18 protein-coding genes and 1 pseudogene are annotated in these 22,049 nt (G+C 68.3%); 13 read left to right on the top strand and 6 right to left on the bottom strand.

Annotation, left to right across the window (positions count from 1 at the left end):
* The first annotated feature begins 34 nt into the window (after window positions 1-34).
* The 4 genes from ACIHA7_RS27105 (at window position 35) to ACIHA7_RS27090 (ending at window position 2,971) form a co-directional block, all read left to right on the top strand.
* Window positions 35-640 (top strand): TetR/AcrR family transcriptional regulator, encoded by a 606-nt coding sequence (locus ACIHA7_RS27105; protein ID WP_397293731.1) that lies wholly within the window; start codon window positions 35-37, stop codon window positions 638-640.
* Window positions 641-670: 30 nt separating this feature from the next.
* Window positions 671-856, top strand: coding sequence for a DUF1918 domain-containing protein (locus ACIHA7_RS27100; protein WP_397293730.1), 186 nt, complete (start codon window positions 671-673; stop codon window positions 854-856).
* A 345-nt stretch (window positions 857-1,201) separates the two neighbouring features.
* Window positions 1,202-1,672 carry an SRPBCC family protein gene (locus ACIHA7_RS27095; protein ID WP_397293729.1) on the top strand — a complete coding sequence of 157 codons (471 nt, stop codon included), beginning with the start codon at window positions 1,202-1,204 and terminating at the stop codon, window positions 1,670-1,672.
* An 87-nt stretch (window positions 1,673-1,759) separates the two neighbouring features.
* A complete protein-coding gene (locus tag ACIHA7_RS27090; RefSeq protein ID WP_397293728.1) occupies window positions 1,760-2,971 on the top strand; it encodes a low temperature requirement protein A in 1,212 nt (403 codons plus the stop codon).
* On the opposite strand, the gene ACIHA7_RS27085 is transcribed toward ACIHA7_RS27090, so the two are convergent.
* From ACIHA7_RS27085 to ACIHA7_RS27070, 4 genes are all read right to left on the bottom strand, one after another.
* Entirely contained in the window at window positions 2,949-3,788 is an 840-nt protein-coding gene (locus tag ACIHA7_RS27085; protein ID WP_397293727.1) for an ion transporter, read from the bottom strand. The two genes, ACIHA7_RS27090 and ACIHA7_RS27085, sit on opposite strands and share 23 nt — an antisense overlap.
* A 71-nt stretch (window positions 3,789-3,859) precedes the next feature.
* A complete protein-coding gene (locus tag ACIHA7_RS27080) occupies window positions 3,860-5,506 on the bottom strand; it encodes a GMC oxidoreductase (protein WP_397293726.1) in 1,647 nt (548 codons plus the stop codon).
* Between the two features lie 178 nt (window positions 5,507-5,684).
* Complete coding sequence (locus tag ACIHA7_RS27075) at window positions 5,685-7,304, bottom strand: alpha/beta hydrolase (protein ID WP_397293725.1); 1,620 nt, start codon at window positions 7,302-7,304, stop codon at window positions 5,685-5,687.
* A gap of 147 nt (window positions 7,305-7,451) precedes the next feature.
* A complete protein-coding gene (locus tag ACIHA7_RS27070) occupies window positions 7,452-8,219 on the bottom strand; it encodes a sulfite exporter TauE/SafE family protein (protein ID WP_397293724.1) in 768 nt (255 codons plus the stop codon).
* Window positions 8,220-8,487: 268 nt separating this feature from the next.
* Here ACIHA7_RS27070 and leuA point away from each other — a divergent pair, with 268 nt between their 5' ends.
* Both leuA and ACIHA7_RS27060 read left to right on the top strand, forming a co-directional pair.
* The gene (leuA, locus tag ACIHA7_RS27065) at window positions 8,488-10,284 is read left to right on the top strand and encodes a 2-isopropylmalate synthase (protein WP_397293723.1); all 1,797 of its coding nucleotides are present in this window, start codon (window positions 8,488-8,490) and stop codon (window positions 10,282-10,284) included.
* A gap of 267 nt (window positions 10,285-10,551) precedes the next feature.
* Window positions 10,552-12,234 (top strand): AAA family ATPase, encoded by a 1,683-nt coding sequence (locus tag ACIHA7_RS27060; RefSeq protein WP_397293722.1) that lies wholly within the window; start codon window positions 10,552-10,554, stop codon window positions 12,232-12,234.
* A gap of 58 nt (window positions 12,235-12,292) precedes the next feature.
* Here the strand turns inward: ACIHA7_RS27060 and ACIHA7_RS27055 are convergent.
* Together ACIHA7_RS27055 and ACIHA7_RS27050 are read right to left on the bottom strand one after the other, a co-directional pair.
* Window positions 12,293-13,542 (bottom strand): annotated as a pseudogene (locus ACIHA7_RS27055) (KasA/KasB family beta-ketoacyl-ACP synthase).
* A 248-nt stretch (window positions 13,543-13,790) separates the two neighbouring features.
* Window positions 13,791-14,705 (bottom strand): LysR family transcriptional regulator, encoded by a 915-nt coding sequence (locus ACIHA7_RS27050; RefSeq protein WP_397293874.1) that lies wholly within the window; start codon window positions 14,703-14,705, stop codon window positions 13,791-13,793.
* 115 nt (window positions 14,706-14,820) lie between these two features.
* Between ACIHA7_RS27050 and ACIHA7_RS27045 the strand changes: the two genes are divergently transcribed.
* The 7 genes from ACIHA7_RS27045 to ACIHA7_RS27015 all read left to right on the top strand — a co-directional run bounded on the left by ACIHA7_RS27045 (window position 14,821) and on the right by ACIHA7_RS27015 (window position 21,936).
* A complete protein-coding gene (locus ACIHA7_RS27045; protein ID WP_397293721.1) occupies window positions 14,821-15,780 on the top strand; it encodes an EamA family transporter in 960 nt (319 codons plus the stop codon).
* A 285-nt stretch (window positions 15,781-16,065) separates the two neighbouring features.
* On the top strand, window positions 16,066-17,841 hold the full coding sequence (locus tag ACIHA7_RS27040) for an FAD-dependent oxidoreductase (RefSeq protein ID WP_397293720.1): 1,776 nt from the start codon (window positions 16,066-16,068) through the stop codon (window positions 17,839-17,841).
* 57 nt (window positions 17,842-17,898) lie between these two features.
* On the top strand, window positions 17,899-18,522 hold the full coding sequence (locus tag ACIHA7_RS27035) for a pyridoxamine 5'-phosphate oxidase family protein (protein ID WP_397293719.1): 624 nt from the start codon (window positions 17,899-17,901) through the stop codon (window positions 18,520-18,522).
* 69 nt (window positions 18,523-18,591) lie between these two features.
* Window positions 18,592-19,857, top strand: a complete 1,266-nt coding sequence (locus tag ACIHA7_RS27030; protein ID WP_397293718.1) for a MurT ligase domain-containing protein — start codon at window positions 18,592-18,594, stop codon at window positions 19,855-19,857.
* A complete protein-coding gene (locus ACIHA7_RS27025; RefSeq protein ID WP_397293717.1) occupies window positions 19,858-20,568 on the top strand; it encodes a type 1 glutamine amidotransferase in 711 nt (236 codons plus the stop codon).
* A 113-nt stretch (window positions 20,569-20,681) separates the two neighbouring features.
* A complete protein-coding gene (locus ACIHA7_RS27020) occupies window positions 20,682-21,440 on the top strand; it encodes a DUF2637 domain-containing protein (protein WP_397293716.1) in 759 nt (252 codons plus the stop codon).
* Between the two features lie 61 nt (window positions 21,441-21,501).
* On the top strand, window positions 21,502-21,936 hold the full coding sequence (locus ACIHA7_RS27015; protein ID WP_397293715.1) for a hypothetical protein: 435 nt from the start codon (window positions 21,502-21,504) through the stop codon (window positions 21,934-21,936).
* The last annotated feature ends 113 nt before the right edge of the window (window positions 21,937-22,049 follow it).

Genomic DNA, 22,049 nt, shown 5'->3' with positions numbered 1-22,049 from the left:
TTGAAATGTAGTACTACGAATGGAGTGGTGTCAAGTGCGGACCAACCCTGAACGTCGACAGGCGCTGCTCGACGCCGCGATCGAGGTCCTGGCCAGCGAAGGAGCCCGCGGACTCACCTTCCGCGCGGTGGACAAAGAGGCGGGCGTGCCCGCGGGCACGGCGTCGAACTACTTCGCGAACCGCGACGACCTGCTGACCCAGGCGGGCGGGCGCTTCTACGAGCGGTTGCAGCCGAGCGAGGCGACCATGGCCAAGCTGGCCGACGGCCCGCAGACCAGAGCGCACATCCTCGAACTGATGCAGGAGACCGTCGGCCGCATCGAGGCGTTCCGCACCGGCTACCTCGCGCTGCTGGAACTCCGCCTGGAGGCGACCCGACGCCCGGAACTACGGGCGGTGCTGACCGATCGGGTGCGCGCGGACATCGACTTCAACGTGCGCAACCACCTCGCGGCGGGCCTGCCCGGCGACGAAAAATCCGTATTACTGCTGTATCTGGCATTGAATTGGCTGATCGTCGACCGGCTCACGCTGCCGGATGTGTTCACCGAACAGCAGAGTCAGGAGCTGATCGAGGCGGCGGTCGATCGCGTGATCGGCCGGGAAGGCCAGGAGGTCCAAACGTCGGAAACCTTGTGACCCCTGTCACTTCCGTCCGATAATGGGGCGATGATGGCGAATGTCGGAGATCGACTGCTCGTACACGGACACGTTGTGGGCCAAGGTGATCGCCACGCCGAGATCATCGAGGTCCGTGGACCGGAAGGATCGCCGCCCTACCTCGTGCGCTATGCCGACGGGCACGAGTCGCTGGTGTACCCGGGGCCGGACGCGATCGTCGAACCGGCGGGCTGAGGCCCAGCCTGCCGGCCCGGTCGGCCCCGCGAGGCGCTGATTGTCAGTGGCCGCACGGCAACGCGCCAGTGCCCGCGAGACAGCGCGGCGGCGTCCGCACGGCGATTCAGCGGGCGGCGCCGCACACCTGGCCTTTTTGCCGACAACTGTCCCGAACACGCGCGCGATGTTGTCCCAAACCATTCCACCCGCAAGTTGTTCACCGTTCTCCCGAGCTACGTTCTGGACACATACGTCCATGTCGACCCCTCGACGGCCCATTGACCAGGACGTCGAGGTTGACGAATCAGATAACCGATAGAGAGAATCGGGCTGAGTTGTCCATCGGGGGTCGGAAGGTTTTACATGCGCACGAGAACCGATATTCGATTCGTCGTCGACGCCGATTCCGCGCAGGTGATGGATGCGTTGGCAGCTGTCGAAATGCTCCCGGAATGGTCGCCCGGATATACCGATGCCCGAGTCGCCTCCCGCGACGATCGAGGAAGGCCGGTTCGAGTTTTCGTCAAGGCCGAACTGATGAACGGCTCGGATCTGCAAGTGCTGGAATATGATTGGACCGACGTCCGATCGTCGTGGCAGGTCACCGACAGCACAAGGGGCGTCAAGGGCGGCGGCTGGTTCGAGGTCTCCGACGGCAGGGAAGGCACCGACGTCTGGTTCCACAGCGAGATCTACCTACCCATCCCGGTGCCCGGTCTCCTACTCAAGCGCACCGTGCGGAAGCAGAACGAGATCGCGGTGCAGAATTTCATCGAGTTCGCCGAGGGATTTCCCGACCCGGAAACAATCAAGCCGTATAGCTATAACGAATAACCGGTAGACCTACGCGCAGCGCGAAATCGGGCGACGCGGGGCGCGGCTGACACGCGCCGACCCGATCGGGGTGCGACTATGTGCACCATGATCGGTTCCAAACGGGTTCGGCTCCAGCCGGTGGCCGAAGGTGCGTCGGTGACGCAGCTCGAGCTGTTCTTCGACCTCGTCCTCGTTTTCGCGTTCACCATGGTCACCGACCTGGCGGCGGAAGAGACGAGCGCCAAGAACATGCTGCGGGCGGTCCTCGTGCTCGCCTTGATGTGGTGGCTGTGGATCGCTTACTCCTGGCTCGGCAACGTGATCCGCGCCGACGAGGGCTTCGCCAGGGTCGCGATGTTCACCGCCATGGGTGGCGCGTTCCTGGCCGCACTCACCATTCCCGAGGCGTTCCACGACCTGCCCGGCGGCTGGTACGGGCCGCTGGTCTTCGCGATCGCCTACCTCGTGGTCCGGCTGGTCCACGTCATCATGTTCTGGCTCGCCAGCACCGAGGACGCGCAGTTACGCAACCAGGTGCTGCGGTGGGCCCTCGGCTCGATCACCATCGGCACCACGCTGCTGGTGATCGCCGCCATGACCTCCGGCACGTTACAGATCGGCCTGTGGATCGCGGCGATCGCAGGCGACTACCTGTGGACCCTGCTGGCGGGCACCGATTGGCGGCTGAATTCGGCGACCCATTTCGCGGAACGCTACGGGCTGATCATCATTGTTGCGCTGGGCGAGTCGATCGTGTCGATCGGTATCGGCGTGGCCGGACTACCGATTTCCTGGCCGATCACCGTCGGCGCACTGCTCGGGCTCGCGGTCTCCGGACTGCTGTGGTGGACCTATTTCGATGTCGCCGCGCTGTCGATCGAGCACGAGCTGAAGCACGCCGACGGCGCGAAGCAGATCAAGATCGCGCGCGGGGCCTATACCTTTTGGCATTTCCCGATGATCGTCGGAATCATCGGGCTCTCACTGGGTTTGAAAAAAGTTCTCTACTATGTCGGCGACTCTTCGCACCACACACTGAAAGACGCGCTGTACGGAATTCCGTTGTTCGCGTTGTACGGCGGTGTTGTGCTGTATCTGATCGCGTTGGTCGGGGCGAAACACTATGCGACAGGGATGATCAGCGTGCCGAGGGTGGTCACGATCGTGCTGCTGCTCGCTGCGATCCCCTTGGCGGCCGCGCTGCCCGCGCTGGCGTCACTGGCCCTGCTGTGTGCCGTACTCGGCGCGCTGATCGTCTGGGAGACAATCAAACTGGCGCAGCCGCGCGACGCGATCAGGCACGGGGTATCCGACTGAGGTGATGGCGCACGCCGTGTTCGGCGGCCGTCGGCCCGTACGCGGACGGCGGCACCCGGATATCGTGCTGCACCGCCAGCCGGATCTGATCGATGTTCTCCCGCAACACATCCGAGACCAGTTCATCGGTGCGTGGATCCTCCAGCACCTGGAACAGGATGCGGAAGGTGGTGTCGGCGATCAGCCGGATGATGTCGTCGTGGAACGGGATGTAGCGCACCCGGCCCGCCTGCGGGTCCTTCTTGATCAGCTCCAGGATCATCTCGTCCAGCTCGGACCGGTTCTCCTGTAGCGCCGCCGCGATATTGCGGGTGTAGTGGCCGGTGCGCATCACCTTGGCGACCTCGTCCATCACCGCGATGGTCATCGGCCGCTTGATCGTCTCGACGATCGTCGAGACGAACCGGTTGACCAGCGCGGCGGTCACCCGATCACCGAAGACGCGGTCGGCGACGCGGCCGAGCCGGACCACGATCACCACGATCCGCAGCAGCCGGAAGCCGCGGAAGAACGGGCTGGTCACCGGGATCATGCCGAGGACCTCGTACCAGTAGACGAACGGGAACGTCCACGGCCAGCCCGCGCGGCGCCAGCGCCACAGGAACTCGACGGCGAACACCCCGCACACCGCCCAGTCGACGATCACGATCGTGCGGTAGGTCTGGTCGGACACCGTGAAGAAGGTGATCCAGCCGACCAACACCACCGAGACGATGGCCAGCGCCAACATCACGAAATCGGTCCACAGCGTGGGCGGCTTACGCGGGTAATCGCCCTCCGGGAGTTCCTCGCTCACCGCAGTGGTGCTCGCAGCCATCACCTGGGTTCCCTTCAACGCCGAACGGTCAGGCCGAGGGTAGTCGGCACGACCCCACAGCGGCTGCAGGTCTACTTTCCGGTGCGGATGATCGCCTCGATATTGCGCTCGGCGAGCGCGGCGATGGTCAGCGACGGGTTCACGGTTCCGGTACTGCCCGGAATGGCGGCCCCGTCCATCACGTAGAGCCCCGGATGCCCGTGTACCCGCCCGTAGCCGTCGGTCGCCTTGCCGAGCACCGCGCCGCCCAGTGGGTGCGCGGTGAACAAGGCGTTCGCGTCGTAGCCGAGGGCGCCGTATTCGAGGACGGCATCGGCGCGTTCGGCGATCCGGTGGTCGACCGCGCGGGCCGCGGCCACCATCTCGTCGCGGTTCTTGCTCGGCCAGGACAGCCCGACCCGGTTGGCCGCCGCGTCGTAGCCGAACCGGGTGCGGGCCGGGTCGAGCACCATGCCGAGCGAGGCCAGCGCACCCGTCTCGAACGGGATGCCGGGGATGTACCAGCTCTCCAGGCTGAGCGGCAGCCCGGACTCGTCGAAGATCCGGCTGGCGCTCGGCACGCCCTGGCCGAGGCCGGCCAGCGCGCTCGCGCCGCGGCCGAGAACCACGTCACCGTTGGTGCCCCAGCCGTCGCCGATGTGCTCGTTGAGGTTGGGCAGCGCGCCGGTCGCCTGCGCCCGGACCAGCAGCTCCGAGGTGCCCACCGAGCCAGCGCCGAGGAAGAGCCGGTCGCAGGTGAGCGTGCGGGTGCCGAGCACCTCGCCGGTCGGCGCCAGCTTCGTCACCCGGACCGAGTACCGGCCGCCGGGCTCCTGGGCGATGGACTCCACCTGGTGGCCGGGGAAGATCGCGGACCGGCCGGTGCCCTCGGCGTATTTCAGATAGTTCTGGTTCAGGTCGAATTTGGCGCCGTTGGAGTTGCCGAGGTTGCTGCGGGCGACGGTGGCCGAGGCCCGGGTGGTACCCGCCAGCTCGCCGCGCAGGATGTCCCAGTTGAAGATCGAGTCGTTGGGCATCGGCTGGTAGCCGGCCTTGCGGACCTGATCGTCCCAGGCTCTGGAGTGCGTGAACGGCTTGGCGGCGTAGATGTCGCCCGGCATCGAGCTGAGCCGCAGCATCTCGCGCACCCGCGGGTAGTAGACGCGATCCAGCTCGCCGTACTCGACGGTGCCGCCGAAGAGGTGGTCGAAGAAGCGCCGCTCCGGGGCGACCATCGCGCCGGTGAAGATCACCGACCCGCCGCCGACCGCGGCCGCGCGCCACACGTCGATGCCGGGATACTCGGTGCAGTCGAGGACACCGCCGAAGCTGGCGAACCGCATCGGCACCTTGCTGACACCGGTGAAGCTGGTGCGATGCCAGAAGCCGCGGCCGTCCGGCAGGTCGTCGCCGGTGAAGATCTCCCGCCACGGATCGTTGGGCCAGCGCGACCCGCGCTCCAGCACCGTGTTGGCGATGCCCGCCTCGGCCAGTCGCAAAGCGGTGACCGCGGCGCCGAAGCCGGAGCCGATCACGATCGCGGGCGAGTGTTCGGGCGGATCGGGCAGTGGCGCAAAGATTTCCGGCACCCACGACTGGAACAGCAGGTTCCAGGCCGGGTCGGCGGACGCCGGTCGGGCGGGCAGCGACGTGCTCGCGGCAGCACCGAACAGCGCGGCTGCACCGACAGCTTTGAAGAAGGCGCGTCTACGCACCCAGCCACCTCCCTCATCACGCATGGCCGAGCGCAGATTACCGGTATTCCTGGCGGCTGAACAGTCGTCGCCCGCCCGTCATCCGTTGTCCCCCTTCCGTTGTCCCGCAGGATGAGCCCGCGGGACCGCCGGGCGAAGGGAACGGCAGGGTGACGAGCAGGCCACGAAACGCCGCGGCAAGTGGACGCCGGGGGTCGGCGACTCAGCCCGCGAACGGCGCCCGATCGGCTTCGCAGGTCGCGCCGGGGGCGGGAAGTTGCTGGTCGATGAGGTACCGCTCCTGCAGCCGCCGGGTGCAGTCGACCGTGGTGTCGTGCCCGTAGCCGCCGTCGACGACCACCAGGCGGGCGTTGACCAGGGCCTGCTGGGCCTTGCGCGCGGCGGTCAGCGGCGTGGCCGGATCGAACCGGTTGTTGAACAGCAGCGCGGGTACGTCCGAGCGCAGGATCCACGGTCCGGCGTAGCGCTGCGGGTAGCCACCCTGCGGGGACGGCCACGCGGCGCACGGTTGCCGCAGGTACAGCCAGAACGCGGCGAAAGTGGGTCCGTCCGCGGCCAATTCCGCGGCCAGCGCGGGCCACTGCTCCGGGTCGCGGGGCACGGTGTTGTCCGCGCAGGAGATCGCGGTGAACGGGTCGAGGAAGGCGGGCGGCAGCGTGCCCTCATCGAGGATCGCGCGCACCACATCGGGGTTGCCCGCGGCGCCGCGCTCGAGTTCGGTGAGCAGCTGGGCCAGGGCGGGCCAGCCCTCCGCCGCGTCGTACAGCAGCAGCGCGTGCGCGGGCATGACCTCCGCGTAGGTGACCGGCCGGGCGCGCTCCCCTTCGCCGACCACTACCGGCCCTTGCCGCAACCGCTCCAGCAGCGCGGTGTCGCGGACGCGCAGATCCTCACCGCCGCTCGGCTTCTGGTCGCTGCGGATCTGCTCGATCGGGTCGGCGGGCGCTTTACCGCCCGCCGCGAAAGCACAGCGCGGCTGTCCGGCTCGGGCACACAGCCGGAAGAACTCCGACAGCACCTCTTCGGTGCCCGCCGCCGCGTCGGCAATCTCGGTGCGGGTGTCGGAGGTGTACGCGTCCGGGTCGATCATCGAGCTCAGGCTCAGCGCGCGCACCCGGTCGCCGAACACGGCGCCGTACACCTCGCCGAGATAGCTGGCGTAGGAACCACCTTCGTAGGTCAACCGCTTGTCACCGACGGCACGGCGCAGCAGATCCAGGTCGCGCGCGGCATCCACGGTGGTGAGGTGCGGCAGCAGGGCGGGACTGTGCGCGGCGCACCCGGCCGCCAGGTCGCGGCTGGCGCGCGCCTGTTCGGCCGCCTGCTCGGTGCCGACCGGTGGCAGCCGTACGCCGGACCAGAAACGTTGCGCCGCTTCGGCATCGGGGAAGCAGCGGACCGGCGAGCTGCGCCCGAGACCGCGCTGATCGAAGGTCACCACGTCGAACCGGCGCGCGATCTCACCGGGGAACATCTCGCCTTTGCTCGCCCAGTCGATGCCGGAGGCGCCTGGCCCGCCCGCGGCGGTGAAGAGGGTGCCGATGCGGCGCGACTGGTCGGTCGCGGGCTGGCGGACCAGCGCGAGCCCGAGCGTCGGGCCTGCGGGCTGCGCGTAGTCGACCGGCACCGCCGCCGTCGCGCACTGCAGCTTGCTCAGGCTCTTCTCCTGGCACGGCACCCAATCCAACCGGGGCGTCGGCGCGGCATCGGCCTGGGCGACCAGATCGGCCACCGCCTGTTCGTGCTTGGCGGGCGTGCCGCAGCCGCTCACTGCCAGCGTCGCGGCCAGTGCGGCAACGACGACGATCCTCCACCCACGCATACCGATTATCTTGTGCCGCAACGGCGCGGCCGTCGTCCGCCGTAGGGATGAATTGCACCCTGAGAATCCCGGTGCTGTCGACCCTGAGCGCACCACTCCGCCGCAACCACGCCCAAGCCGTGATTCGTCGACCCCACGCGCCACCTCCTACGTCATCAACAATCGGACCACCGCGATGAGGCCGACCACGACGATGACCGCGCGCAACACGGTCGGCGGCATCCGCCTGCCCATCTTCGCACCGAGTTGTCCACCGATGATCGAGCCGAGCGCGATCAGCAGCACCGCCCGCCAGTCCACGTCGGCGATCACGATGAAGATGATCGCGGCCACCCCGTTGACCAGCATCGCGAGCACATTCTTGATGCCGTTGAGGCGCTGCATGTCCTCGTGCACGAACACCCCGAGCAGCCCCATCAGCAACACGCCCTGTGCCGCGCCGAAGTAGCCGCCGTAGATGCCGGTGGCGAAGATCGCCACGAACAGGATGGGGCCGCCGTGCTTGGGCGCCGGGCTGTCGCCCTGCTCGCGCCGCAGCTTCACCCAGCGCGACAGCCGCGGCTGCACCACGACCAGCACCAGGGCCGCGATGATCAGCACCGGCACGATCGCCTTGAACGCGTCGGCAGGCAGGGTGAGCAGCAGTATCGCGCCGGTGATGCCGCCGAGCAGCGACGCGGTGCCGAAGCGAAGCAGCCGCTCCCGCTGCCCCGCGAGCTCCCGGCGATAGCCGTGCACGCCACTGATCGAGCCGGGGACGAGGCCGATCGTGTTGGACACGTTCGCGGTGACCGGCGGCAGCCCGAAGGCGAGCAGTACCGGGAAGGTGATCAAGGTGCCCGATCCGACGATCGTGTTGATGCCGCCCGCTGCGATGCCCGCACCGAAGACCGCCAGTTGTTCCAACCAAGTCATGCCCGAGTCCGTTCGACGTCCCGTCGGATCGCCAGATCCGTACAAGCGTTTGCTTCTGGCGCGAACGCTAGCCGCAACGTCGGATCACCCGACGACGGGACCGGGGTTCCGCAGGTGTATTGCCACACGGTAAACTCGCCGCATCATGCAGCGGGCACTTCTTCTCAGCCGCCGCGACGGGGTCTGATCGGACCGGCTCCCGCCGCGGGGTTTTGCCGCGCCGGTCGACCCACCCTTTGGGAAACACCACACCCTCGGAGAAATCGCCATGTCCCCTGCTGACGCTTTCGTATCCGGCGCGCGCACCATCACGCCGCCCGCCAAGCCCGCCCCCGGCGACCAGCCCGCCTGGAACACGCAGAAGAACTCCTCGATGCCGACCTTCCGGTACCGGCCCTTCGCCGAGGAGGTCGAGCCGATCACGCTGCCCGACCGCACCTGGCCCGACAAGATCATCGACGTCGCGCCCGGCTGGTGCGCCGTCGACCTGCGCGACGGCAACCAGGCCCTGATCGACCCGATGAGCCCGGCCCGCAAGCGCCGCATGTTCGACCTGCTGGTGCGGATGGGCTACAAGGAGATCGAGGTCGGCTTCCCGTCGGCCAGCCAGACCGACTTCGACTTCGTTCGCGAGATCATCGAGGACGGCGCGATCCCCGACGACGTCACTATCCAGGTGCTGACCCAGTGTCGCGCCGAGCTGATCGAGCGCACCTTCGAGGCCTGCGCTGGCGCCCAGAACGTGATCGTGCACTTCTACAACTCCACCTCCATCCTGCAGCGGAAAGTGGTGTTCCGCGCGGACCGGGCCGCGGTCAAGAAGATCGCCACCGACGCCGCGACGTTGTGCCTGGAGATCGAGCAGCGCTACCCCGACACCAACTGGCGCTATGAATACAGCCCGGAGTCCTACACCGGCACCGAACTGGCCTACGCCAAGGAGGTCTGCGACGCGGTCTCCGAGATCATCGCGCCGACCCCGGCCAAGCCGCTGATCATCAACCTGCCCGCGACCGTCGAGATGGCCACGCCGAACGTCTACGCCGACTCGATCGAGTGGATGAGCCGCAACCTGGCCCGCCGCGACTCGATCGTGCTGTCGTTGCACCCGCACAACGACCGAGGCACCGCCGTGGCCGCCGCCGAACTGGGCTACCAGGCCGGCGCGGACCGGATCGAGGGCTGCCTGTTCGGCAACGGTGAGCGCACCGGCAACGTCTGCCTGGTCACCCTGGGCATGAACCTGTTCTCCCGCGGCGTCGACCCGCAGATCAACTTCTCCGACATCGACGAGATCCGCCGCACCGTCGAGTACTGCAACCAGCTGCCGGTCGCCGAGCGCCACCCGTACGGCGGCGACCTGGTCTACACCGCCTTCTCCGGCAGCCACCAGGACGCCATCAACAAGGGCCTGGACGCGATGAAGGTCGCCGCCGACGACGCGGACGCCGACGTGGACGACATCACCTGGGCGGTGCCGTACCTGCCGATCGACCCGAAGGACGTCGGCCGCACCTACGAGGCCGTCATCCGGGTCAACTCGCAGTCCGGCAAGGGCGGCGTCGCCTACATCATGAAGACCGATCACGGCCTGGCGCTGCCGCGCCGGTTGCAGATCGAGTTCTCCCAGGCGGTGCAGCGGATCACCGACGGCGAGGGCGGCGAGGTCACCCCGAAGGAGATGTGGGACGTCTTCGCCGACGAGTACCTGAGCCCGATCCGGCCGCTGGAGCGGATCCGGCAGAAGGTCACCGCGTCCGAAACCGACGGCGGCACCGACACCATCGCGGTGGTGGTGAAGGTCGACGGCGCCGAGCAGGAGATCACCGGCACCGGTAACGGCCCGCTCGCCGCGTTCGTGGACGCGATCGCCACCGTCGGCTTCGACGTCCGCGTGCTGGACTACTCCGAGCACGCCATGTCCGCCGGTGACGACGCGCAAGCGGCCGCCTACGTGGAGTGCGCGATCGGCGACAAGGTGGTGTGGGGCGTCGGCATCGCCACCTCCATCACCACCGCGTCGCTGCGTGCGGTGGTCTCCGCGGTGAACCGGGCACACCGGTAGCAACCGCATCGGTGCGCGGTCGGCCTCCTCGGCCAACCGCGCACACCGATAGCGCAGGTCGAGTACGGTAGAGCCGGATGCGGGGGTCGTCGATCGGCCCGGCATCCGGCTCTCGATCTTGCTGTCGGAGACCAGATATCGGCGGTGTGGCATTCGTGCGCGTCCGCTCTCCATACCGTGACGCGAGCCCGCGAACCCCGTGCTAGCGTTGGTTTCGCACTCAAGCGCCGAGCTCTCTGCTCGTAGTCCCGAGCAGATGGGGGAACTGTGACAACAAACGACCACAACCCGACCTCACCGCCCTGGCTGCAGAGTCAATCGGTGGACACGGCCGACGCGAAAGAGTCGGAGCCCGCCGCCGATCCGTCGGCGGAGCCGTCCGGCGACGTGGACGTGACCGAGTCCGAGACGGCCGAGGCGCCCGCGCCGCCGGAGCAGGATCCGGCCGAGCCCGACTTCGGCGGCTCCACCGACCAGACCGTGTCCTACCCGCACGCGATGTCGCAGCAGTCCTACGGCTCGCCCGAGGGATTCGCGCCGCCTGGCCAGGCCGAGCAGTACGGCGGCTACGCGCCGCCGAACGCCGGGCCGTTCGCGCCACCCGGCGCATATGAGCCGTACCAGACCGGCCAGTATCAGCCGGCCGCCGCGCACAGCGGTAGTCACCAGATCGCGCCCGAACCGCAGAACCCTGGCTACGGCGAGTACCGCCAGGAGATCGGCCCCGACGGGCTGGTCCGGCGGGTTCCGCAGGAACATTCCGAAGCCGCTGCGCCGCAAGCCGAGCAGCAGGCCGCGCCCATCTACAGCTGGGCGCCGCCGCCACCGCCGGTGACCCACCAGCCGCCGCCCACGTATCAGCCGCCGCCCGCCCCGATGGGGCAGCAGCAGCCGCCGGCGATGGGGCAGGTACCCCCGCCGAGCTGGCAGGGCGGACCGAACCCGCACCAGCCCGCGCAGCCGTTCCAGCCGCAGCATGTGCCCGCACCGGGGCAGCCGGGCCACTCGGTCAACGACCTGAACCTGCTCAAGCGGGCCCGCCGGGCGCCGCGCAGCGGGTGGCGGCGCGCGGTGCACAAGGCCACCGGTGGCGTGCTCAACCCGGGTGAGTCCGCGGCCGACGTCGTCTACCGCGACCTCGTCGACCGGGTGAATCAGCCGGTGCGCGGCGACTACCGGATCGCGATCCTGTCGCTCAAGGGTGGCGTCGGCAAGACCACCACCACGGTCGGCCTCGGCTCCACCTTCGCGTCGCTGCGCGGTGACCGGGTCATCGCGATCGACGCCAACCCCGACCTCGGCACGCTGGCGCACCGGGTGCCCCGGCAGACCAGGTCGACCGTGCGCAACCTGCTCGAGGACCAGCACATCAGCAGGTACTCGGACGTGCGCGCACACACCTCGCAGGCGCCGAGCCGCCTGGAAGTGCTTGCCAGCGAACAGGATCCGGCGGTCTCCGAGGCGTTCAGCGAGGCCGATTACCGCAAGGCCATCGGCATCCTGCAGTCGTTCTACAACATCATCCTGACCGACTGCGGCACCGGCCTGATGCACTCGGCGATGGCAGGCGTTTTGGATATGGCCAGCTCCCTGGTGCTGGTCACCTCGCCCGCCATCGACGGCGCCCGTAGCGCCTCGGCCACGCTGGACTGGCTGGACCACCACGGCTACGGCAAGCTCGTCGAGCGCACCGTCGTCGTGGTCAACGCCTCCCGGCGCGGCGCCTCCACCGTCGACCTGGATCAGCTCCGCAAGCTCTTCCTCGACCGCACCCGCGCGGTCCAGGTGGTGCCCTTCGACGACCACCTCGCCGAGGGCGCGGAGATCGACCTGGAACTGGTGAGCAAGCCGACCCGGCGCGCCCTGCTGGAGCTGGCCGCGATGGTCGCCGACGACTTCGGTTACGTCGGCGCGCAGCAGTACCACCACCCCGGCCCGATGGGTCACTGAACGACCGAAAGATGGTGCGGCCCCGATGTATTCACATCGGGGCCGCCCTCTTTCCGCCCTAGTACTTGCCGAACAGCACCGCCGCATTGTGGCCGCCGAATCCGTACGAGTTGTTCATCACGTACTGGATGTCCGCGTAGCGCGCCGCACCGCTGACGATGTCGAGATCGATGTCGGTGTCCTGGTTTTCCAGGTTCAGGGTCGGCGGTATCGCCCCGTCGCGCAGGGTCAGCACCGAGATCGCCGCCTCCAGCGCGCCGACCGCGCCGACCGAGTGCCCGAGCGCCGATTTGGGCGCGTAGACCGCGGGATGCTTGCCGATCGCGGCGGCGATGCCCTTGGCCTCGGCCAGATCTCCGAACGGCGTTCCGGTGGCGTGCGCGTTGACGTGGTCGACCTCGGTGCCGGCTACGCCTGCGGTTTCCAGCGCGCGGCGCATGGCGCGCGCGTTGCCGCGACCCTCCGGGTCCGGCGCGACCAAGTGGTAGCCGTCGGCGGTCAAACCCGCGCCGAGCAACCGGGCCAGCGGCCGGGCGCCCCTGGCCAGGGCGTGCTCCTCGGACTCCAGCACGAGCAGTGCCGCGGACTCGCCGAACACGAAACCGTCCCGGTCACGATCGAACGGGCGCGACGCTCGTTCCGGCTCCGCCACCCGCGAGCTGAGTGCCCGCATATTCGTGAATCCGGCTAGCGCAAGGGCATTGATCGGCCCCTCGACGCCGCCCGCGACCACCATGTCCGCCTCGCCGAGGATGATCGACCGCCAGGCGTGCACGAGTGCTTCACAGCCCGACGAGCAGGCCGACACCGGCGTGATCACGCTCGCCCGCGCGCCGAGTTCGAGCCCGAGTACCGCGGCCGGACCGTTCGGCATAGCCATCGGAATCGCGAACGGCGAAACCTTGCGGTAGCCCTTTTCCCGCATGACGTCGTTCGAGTCGACGATGACCTCGGCTCCGCCGACGCCGGTGCCGAGCGAGACGCCGAGCCGGTCCTGGTCCACCTCGGGCGCGCCGAGGGCTGCCCAGAGGCGCTTGCCCATCACGTAGGCGACCTGCTGGACGTACGACATGCGCCGCTTCTTGACCCGATCGAGCCCGGCCGTCGGATCGCTTGTGAACCGCGCGCCGATGGCGATCGGCAGGTGCATGCTCTCGATCTCCGGGTCGTCGAGGGGCCGGACACCACTCTCCCCCCCAGCAGCCCCTTCCATGTGGACTCCGTGTCGGCGCCGAGCGCCGAGGAAACCTCGACCGCGGTCACCACCACGCTTCGGAATCCGCCATTGCGGGTGGAGAACTCGGAGATATCACGCATCGTGTCGAAATCCTTCATCGGTTGGCTGACTATCCTGCACTGTAGTTGGCTCGCTCGCGGTGGAGACATGTCGGGAACCCTCACAGGACAGATGCCGATCTTGTAAGAATATGCCAACGACGCAACGGGATTCAGACCCTAGGCTCGACGCCCGACCGCCGGACCAGGGCCTTTGCTGTCCGCTCCGTCGACCATCGCGAACCCGACTGTGGAGAGTCGACAACGACCGCCCCGGCGAATCACCGCGCCGGCGGCGCGGATTCGGCGGTGACGCCCGCTGCGGCGTTCCGGAAAGCCGCAATGACCGCAGCGATAGCGGGGCTGCCTTCGGCGCGGGGACGGATCGCCAGTTCGAACAGGCGGGCGGCGCGAACGTCGGTGAGGCGCAGCACCGACAGGTTCGGGTGGGCCACCGAGTAGCGGGGCATCAGTGCGACACCGTAGCCACTCGCGACCAGGGTTTCGATGACGCGGAAGTCGTTGAGTCGCTGCGCTATTCGCGGTTGCACGCCGGTCAGGGTGGCGATCGAGCGCTGCACGTCATCGATCGGGAAGCCGCCGCGGACGCTCAGCCACGTTTCGTCGGCCAGTTCCTCGGGGGTCACCGCGGTGCGACCCGCCAGCCGATGGGTCGGCGCGACAACCACGTCGATGGGTTCCCGCATGAGCAGCTGGACGGTGACCCTCGGGTCGGCGATGGGCGCGGCGCGCTCGTCCCGATGGGTCAGCACCACGTCGTAGTCGGCGAGCAGCCGCGACACCTCACTCGGCGGTAGGTCGACGTCGCTCGCGACGACGTCGACCCCGCTGTCCGCCATGGCATTCAGCACCGCGGGCAGCAGCAGCGCCCCACCGGAGGGAAACACCGCCACGCGTACCAGGCCGCGCGGCGAACCGCGGTAGTGCGCCATCTCGGCCGCCGCGCGATCCAGCGCGGCGAGCACCTCGTCCGCGCGCACCACCAACGCGCGGCCCGCGTCGGTCAGGCGGACTCGGCGACCGTCGCGTTCCAGCAGTGCCGCGCCCGCCTCCATGGCCAGCACCTTGAGCTGCTGGGAGACGGCCGATGGCGTCATCGACAGCGCGGCGGCCACCGCGGCGATGGTGCCGCGATCGGCGAATTCGCGCAGCACGCGCAGCCGCTCCACCGACATCGACGGCGCCACGTCAGTTCCGGCCGGTACGCGCTGCAATCATGAAGCAAAACTACCGTAATATTCCATTTCAATTCGATTGTCCTGAACGTTCGTGACCCTAACGATGGACCGCGTGAACACTCGTGACCGCCTGCTCGGGCTGACCGTCGTCCTGCTCTGGGGACTGAACTTCCTCGCCATCCGAGTGGGGCTCGATCACTTCCCGCCGTTCTTCTTCGCCGCGCTGCGCTTCGCGGTCATCGCGGTGCCCGTCCTGATCTTCATTCCGCGCCCGAAGGTGCGGATGCGCTGGATCCTGCTGTACGGCACCGGCTTCGGCGCCTTGCAGTTCGCTTTCCTGTTCACCGCTATGCGGATCGGCATGCCGACCGGGCTCGCCTCCCTGGTGCTGCAGTCCTCCGCGCCGTTCACCGTGCTGCTCGGCACGCTGTTCCTGCGCGAGCGGATCCGGCCCGTGCAGGTCGCGGGCATCGTGGTCGCGATGGCCGGCATGGCGGTGATCGGCTGGGACCGCCTCGAACACGCCAGCTTGCTGCCGGTGCTGCTCACGCTGGCGGGCGGGCTCGGCTGGGCCTTCGGCAATATCGGTGCGCGCAGGGCCACCCTCGAATCGCCGGGGCTGAACACGCTGCACCTGACGCTGTGGATCGCCGTCATCCCGCCGCTGCCGTTGTTCGCACTGTCCGCCGCCACCGAGGGGCCGACCGCCGGGCTGCGCGCCGTGGCCGACTCGTTCTCCGCGACAGGCTGGCCCGCCCTGGTGGCGCTGGCCTACATCGCGGTGCTCGCGACCGTGGTGGGCAGCAGCCTGTGGACCTACCTGATGAGCCGCTACCCCGCGGGCATCGTCGCGCCGTTGACACTGCTGGTTCCGGTCGTCGGCATCGCCGCCGCCTGGCTGTTCCTCGACGAGACACCGACGCCGCTGGCACTGGTCGGTGGTGTCATCGTCATCGCGGGTGCGTTCGCCGCGACCTCAGGCAAGCGCTCGGCGGTGGCCGCCGACCAAGCGGTGGAGCTCGACGCCGCCGCCGGGCGGCGTCCTGGCACACCGCAACTCGTGCAGACCTGAGACTCCCGTCGACATCGTCACCGCCCACGCACCCACGGAGCGGACTCGGCGACAGCCCCGGTGCCGAGTCCCTAACAGCGCGGATATTTATGTGTGCCAACGGGTTCGAGAAACCGCCGTCACACGTTCGCCTATCCGAACCCGAATATCGCTATGCTCACATCCGCCGTCCGAATCAGCCTTCACCTCGGGCCAGGCACGGGGCGGGTACGCCGGTGCGGACCTGCCGCTTTACAGTAGTGACAACGTGTAACAAAGGTCCCGAGGCTAGGCACAGTGCGGCGCATGGCAGATGATCGGTGGACCGTATCGCGGAGGAAAGTGCTTCGCGCAACGGCTACGGCGGGGGTAGCGACGGCGGGGGCACTGCTGACCGGTGCGCTGAGATCGGGGCCTGCCGCCGGCAGTCCGGGCGGCAGGCGGGTCGCGGTACTCGGCGGCGGCGTAGCGGGATTGACCGCGGCGCATGAACTGATCGAACGCGGTTTCCAGGTAACGATTTACGAGCGCCGCGCCTGGGGCGGCAAGGCGCGCAGCGTGCCGGTGCCCGGCACCGGCTCCGGCGGCAGACCGGAGTTACCCGGCGAGCACGGCTTCCGGTTCTTCCCCGGCTTCTATCAACACGTGCCCGACACCATGCGCCGTATCCCGTTCGAGGACAACCCGAATGGCGTGTGGAACAACCTGGTCGCGGTGCCCGAGGCCCGTTTCGCCCGGCGCGACGGCGACGATTTCCGGTTGCCGCTCGGCCCACGCGCCCGCATGGCGTTCAACCCGGACAGTTTCCGGGAAACCCTCGGCGCCGCCCTCGCCACCACCCTCAAAATGCCTGGCAGCGAAGGCCTCTACTTCGCCAATCGCCTACTGGTGTTCAACAGCAGCTGCGATGCCCGCCGCCTCGGCCAGTGGGAACACACCTCCTGGCGCGACTACGTCGGCGGCCACGTCCGCTCCCACGAATTCCGCGCGCTGCTCTCGCGCACGCTGACCAGCATCATGGTCGCGGCGAAAGAGGACGTCGCCAGCGTCCGCACCATCGGCAACATGGGCGAACAGTTCCTCGGCAACCCGGCCGAGATCGGCAACGACGGCGGCCTCGACCGGGTGCTGAACGGGCCGACCAACGACGTCTGGATCGACCCGTGGCTACGGCGGATGCGCGAGCTCGGCGTGCGGTTCGAGCTCGGCGCCGAGGTGCGCGGGCTAGAGGTGCGCGACCGCAGGATCGCCTCGGCCCGCATCGTGGACCGCGACGGGACCCAACGCACCGTCGACGCCGACTATTTCGTGGTCGCCGTACCCGCCGAACAGGCCCGCGCCCTCTGGTCGCCCGACGTGCTCGCGGTGCGGCCCGAATTGGCCGCGATGGACCGGCTTTTCAGCGACTGGATGAACGGCATCCAGTTCTATCTACGCACCCCCGCCGATATCTCGCGCGGCCACACCGCCTACATCGACGCGCCGTGGGCACTCACCTCGATCAACCAGAATCAGGTGTGGGCCCGCAAATTCAGCGAGTTCGGCGACGGCACCGTGCAGGACTGCCTGTCGGTCGACATCTCCGACTGGAATACCCCGGGCATTCTTTTCGGCAAACCCGCCAAAGAGTGCACGCACGAGGAGATCGCCCGCGAGGTCTGGGCGCAGCTCACCGCGCACCTCGACGACCGTGGCGACCTGCTGCGCGAGGCCGACCTGCACTCGTGGTTCCTCGACCCCGGCATCACCTGGCAGCCGGACCAGCGGCGCAACACCAACGCCGACCCGCTGCTGATCAACACCGCAGGATCGTGGGAGTATCGGCCGGAACCCCACGGCGCGCTCGAAAACCTGTTCCTCGCAGGCGATTACGTGCGCACCAATGTGGACCTGGCCACTATGGAAGGCGCAAACGAATCCGCCCGCGCCGCGGTGAACGCACTGCTGGACGTGGCGGGCTCGAATGCGCAGCGGTGCCGGATGTTCACGCTGTACCGCGCGACCGAGCTCGACCCGCTGCGCCGCATCGACGCCGACCGCTACGCCGCGGGCGCGCCCAACATGTTCGACCTCCAGCTCTGAGGCGACCGATAGCCCTACCCCAGCACCGGATTCGGCACGGCGATGCTTGAATCGGGTATGCGTGCGATCACCGACCCGGCCGAACTACGACAACTACTCGGCGATGTGCCGCCCCGCGCCGCGAACAAGGAGCGGGTCGCGCTGCACCCCAGGGATCGCGACTGGATCGCCGCCAGCCCGTTCCTGGTGATGAGCACCAGCGACGCCGCGGGCAACTGCGACGCGTCGCCGAAGGGTGACCCGGCGGGCTTCGTGCGGGTACTCGACGACCGGACCCTCGCGATTCCCGAGCGTCCCGGCAACCGCCGCGCCGACGGCTACCTCAACATCCTCAGCAATCCGCACGTCGGTCTGCTGTTCGTCATTCCGGGCCGCAGCCAGACCCTGCGGATCAACGGCCGCGCCAAGCTTGTCGGCGACGCCCCCTACTTCGACGACATGGTGGTGCGTGGCCACCGCCCGATCCTTGCCGTGGAGGTCGAGATCGAGCAGATCTTCTTCCACTGCGCGAAGGCCTTCCTGCGCAGCCACCTCTGGGAGCCGGAGCAGTGGCCCGCCGACGGACTGCCCTCGTGGGCCCACCTGGTCAAGGAAGTCCAGACCGACACCACCGAGAGCATCGAGGAGCTCGAGCACCACTACGCGCCCGCCAACTACAACGCCAAGCTCTACCAGGGCTGAGCGGCCCGGGTGGGCTACGCCACTGGACCGGGGCGCGCCGGGAACCGACGCCGAACATAGACTCGCGGCGTGGCAGACATTTCGGTGCGTGGGCGTATTGCACTGCGGGCGGCGGCGGCGGCGTCGTGGGCCTCGCAGAAGGCGGGGCGCGGCAAGGGATCGATGATCGGCGGGCTCATCGCCCTGCAGATCGACAAGACGATCATGGGTCAGCTCGGCCGCGGCAAGCGCACGGTGCTGATCACCGGCACCAACGGCAAGTCGACCACCACCAGGATGACGACCGCGGCGCTCGGCACGCTCGGCGCGGTCGCCACCCAGGCCGACGGCGCCAACATGGACGCGGGCATCGTGGCCGCGCTCAGCGTCCACCGGGACGCGCCGCTCGCCGCGATCGAGGTGGACGAGCTGCATCTGCCGCACGTCACCGACGCGCTCGACCCGGCCGCCGTGGTGCTGCTGAACCTGAGCCGCGACCAGCTGGACCGGGTCGGCGAGATCAACATGATCGAGCGCAAGCTGCGCGCCGGCCTGGCTCGGCACCCGGACACCGTGGTGATCGCGAACTGCGACGACGTGCTGGTGACCTCGATCGCCTACGACCACCCGAACGTGGTGTGGGTGGCCGCGGGCAGCGGCTGGTCGATGGACGCGACCAGCTGCCCACGCAGTGGTGAGCCGATCGTGTGGGAGGACAGCCACTCGGGGTCGGCAGCAGGCGGGGCGGGTAAGCACTGGCGCAGCACCGGCGCGGATTTCGAACGGCCCGAACCTGCTTGGTGGCTCGACGGCGACGACCTGGTCGGCCCCGACGGACTGCGGTTCCCCTTGAAGCTGGCGCTGCCCGGCCGGGCCAACCGGGGCAATGCCGCACAGGCGGTGGCCGCGGCCATCGCGCTCGGCGCCGATCCGGCGGCCGCGGTCACCGCGACCGGCACGGTGCGCGAGATCGCGGGCCGCTACCGGACGGTGCAGGTCGGCGACCATGCCGCACGGCTGCTGCTGGCGAAGAACCCGGCGGGTTGGCAGGAGGCGCTGTCGATGATCGAGCCCACCGCGGCCGGACTGGTGATCGCGGTGAACGGGCAGGTGCCCGACGGCGAGGACCTGTCCTGGCTGTGGGACGTGCGGTTCGAGCACTTCGAGGGCGTGCAGGTGGTCGCCGCCGGTGAGCGGGCCACCGATCTCGCGGTGCGCCTCACCTACGCGGGCGTCGAACACACCACGGTGCCGAACCCGTTGCGCGCCATCGCCTCCTGCCCGGCGGGCCACGTCGAGGTGCTGGCAAACTACACCGCATTCCGGGATCTCAACCGCGACCTCGAGGCGAAGTAAATGAGTGAATCGACCTTCCGCATCGGTCTCGTACTGCCCGATGTGATGGGCACCTACGGCGACGGCGGAAACGCGCTGGTGCTGCGGCAGCGGTTGCGGCTGCGCGGCTACGACGCCGAGGTCGTCGAGATCACGCTGGCCGACCCGGTTCCCGACTCGTTGGACATCTACACCCTTGGCGGGGCGGAGGATTCGGCGCAGCGGCTGGCGACCCGGCACCTGCAGCGCTACCCGGGCCTGCAGCAGGCGGCCGCGAAAGGCACGCCGGTGCTGGCCATCTGCGCCGCCATCCAGGTGCTCGGCCAGTGGTACGAGACGTCCACCGGCGAGCGGGTCGACGGCGTCGGCATGATCGACGTCACCACCGCGCCGCAGGCCAAGCGCGCGATCGGCGAGGTGACCACCGCTCCCCTGCTCGACGGGCTCACCGCGGCACTGACCGGATTCGAAAACCACCGGGGTGGCACGAAACTCGGCGGCGAGGCGACCGGATTGGCCAGGGTCACCCGCGGGGTCGGCAACGGCGTCGGCGACGGGCTCGAAGGCGTGGTGCAGGGTTCGGTGATCGGCACCTATATGCACGGCCCCGCCCTCGCCCGCAATCCCGAACTGGCCGACCTGTTGCTGGCGCGGGCGCTCGGCGTCGCGGAATTGGCGCCGCTGCCGATGCCGGAAGTGGAGCAATTGCGCCGCGAACGCCTGCGCGCGTAGGTTACTCCGCCTGCGGGCAGCGCAATGCCAGGTCGCGTCGTGATTGATCAGCAAACGCGACTCGACCGATAGGCTCCGGGGTGTGTGGCTATTTGCACGCTACGCTCCCCGCTATGACGACGATCACGCCGGGGTCACCTGCCGAATCAATGACGCAGCCGGTAATGCCACGCCGTCCACCGATTTGGGCCCGCTGGCGCAGCCTGCTATGGCCGCGTCCGTTGTATCTGTCGCTGATCGTTTCTTCGGTAGTGGCGCTCAAGGCGTTCGAGATGTCTTTTGCCGCACTGCACCATCTGGCCGTACGCAACCTGGTTGAACCCGAACTGGCGGCGAATGTACCGATCGCCATCGACGGTCTCGTCGTCGGCTCCATCGTCGCCACCGCGTCATTTCCCAAGCGCAGCGCGGGATGGTGGTATGCGACGGGGCTTTTCGTGGTCTCGACGCTGGTTTCGGTCGCCGGGAATATCGAATACGCGCGGGAAATCGGCGGCGGGCCGGTGTCGTTGATCATCTACGCCGGAATGCCGCTGACCCTGCTCTTCGCGGTGCACCTGACCCTCATCCTGCTGGCGCGCAACAGCGCGACCCGACGCGCCACCGTCGCCGTGAAAGCCGAGCAGTTCGCCGTCGAGGATGCACCGGAGCTGGTGACGTCGCCGCAGCTCATCGGGCATGCCTCGACGAACGGGCACGCCTCGACGAACGGGAACGCGCAGAGCAACGGCCAGGCACAGAGCAACGGCAACGGCAACGGCAACGACCATCCGCAGACCGGTCCCGCGGCGCCCTTCGCCACCGGGCCGAATACCCCGATGCGTTTCAACACCTTCGACGCCGACGGCCGAAAGCTGGTCAACCACCGATAATCCCGCCGCGACGTCCCGGTAATTACCCACCAACGCTCGACTACTTCGATGGAGAAAAACTATGTCTCTAACAGTCTGGCAGGACCAGGACGTCGATCAGTTCCGTGAAGTAGCAAGCAGGCTCGCCTCGGTGATTCAGAGCAGTGTGGACCGATCGGGTGCGCTGAGCCAACTCACCGAGTCGGTGGAGAGCGGGGACGCGTTCACCGACCTGTTGATCGAATTCGCGGGCCGGTGGTTCCACGAGACCGGCGGACAATCGGTGTTGATCGGGCCTGAATTGTTCTGGCTGCTCTCGGAACCGAACCTGCGTAAAGGCATCAGCAGTGCATTGCGCGGCCCGGAAGTCGCGCCCGATCTCGAGTACTCGGTGAGCAGGCGCAGCCGAAAGCTGTTGCTCATCTGTGTTTTCGAGACATTGGCGCAGAACCAGTGGCTGGCGGGCAACATCGGCGAGCACGTCGGCATGAATGGCAGTGTCAACGGAATAGGGTGATCGCTCAGCGCGCGGAGCCACCGCAGCGATTAAGTTCACGGCGTTTCTAACTCTCCCCTCGACGCCATCGGCACCGATAGCGTCGAGGTTTGCCGAGCGTTGAGGAGAGTGCC

The organism is Nocardia sp. NPDC052316 (genome assembly GCF_044547795.1).
GTDB lineage: Bacteria > Actinomycetota > Actinomycetes > Mycobacteriales > Mycobacteriaceae > Nocardia.
Note: the sequence above shows the minus strand (reverse complement) of the source record. Positions and strands in the feature narration are given on the sequence as shown.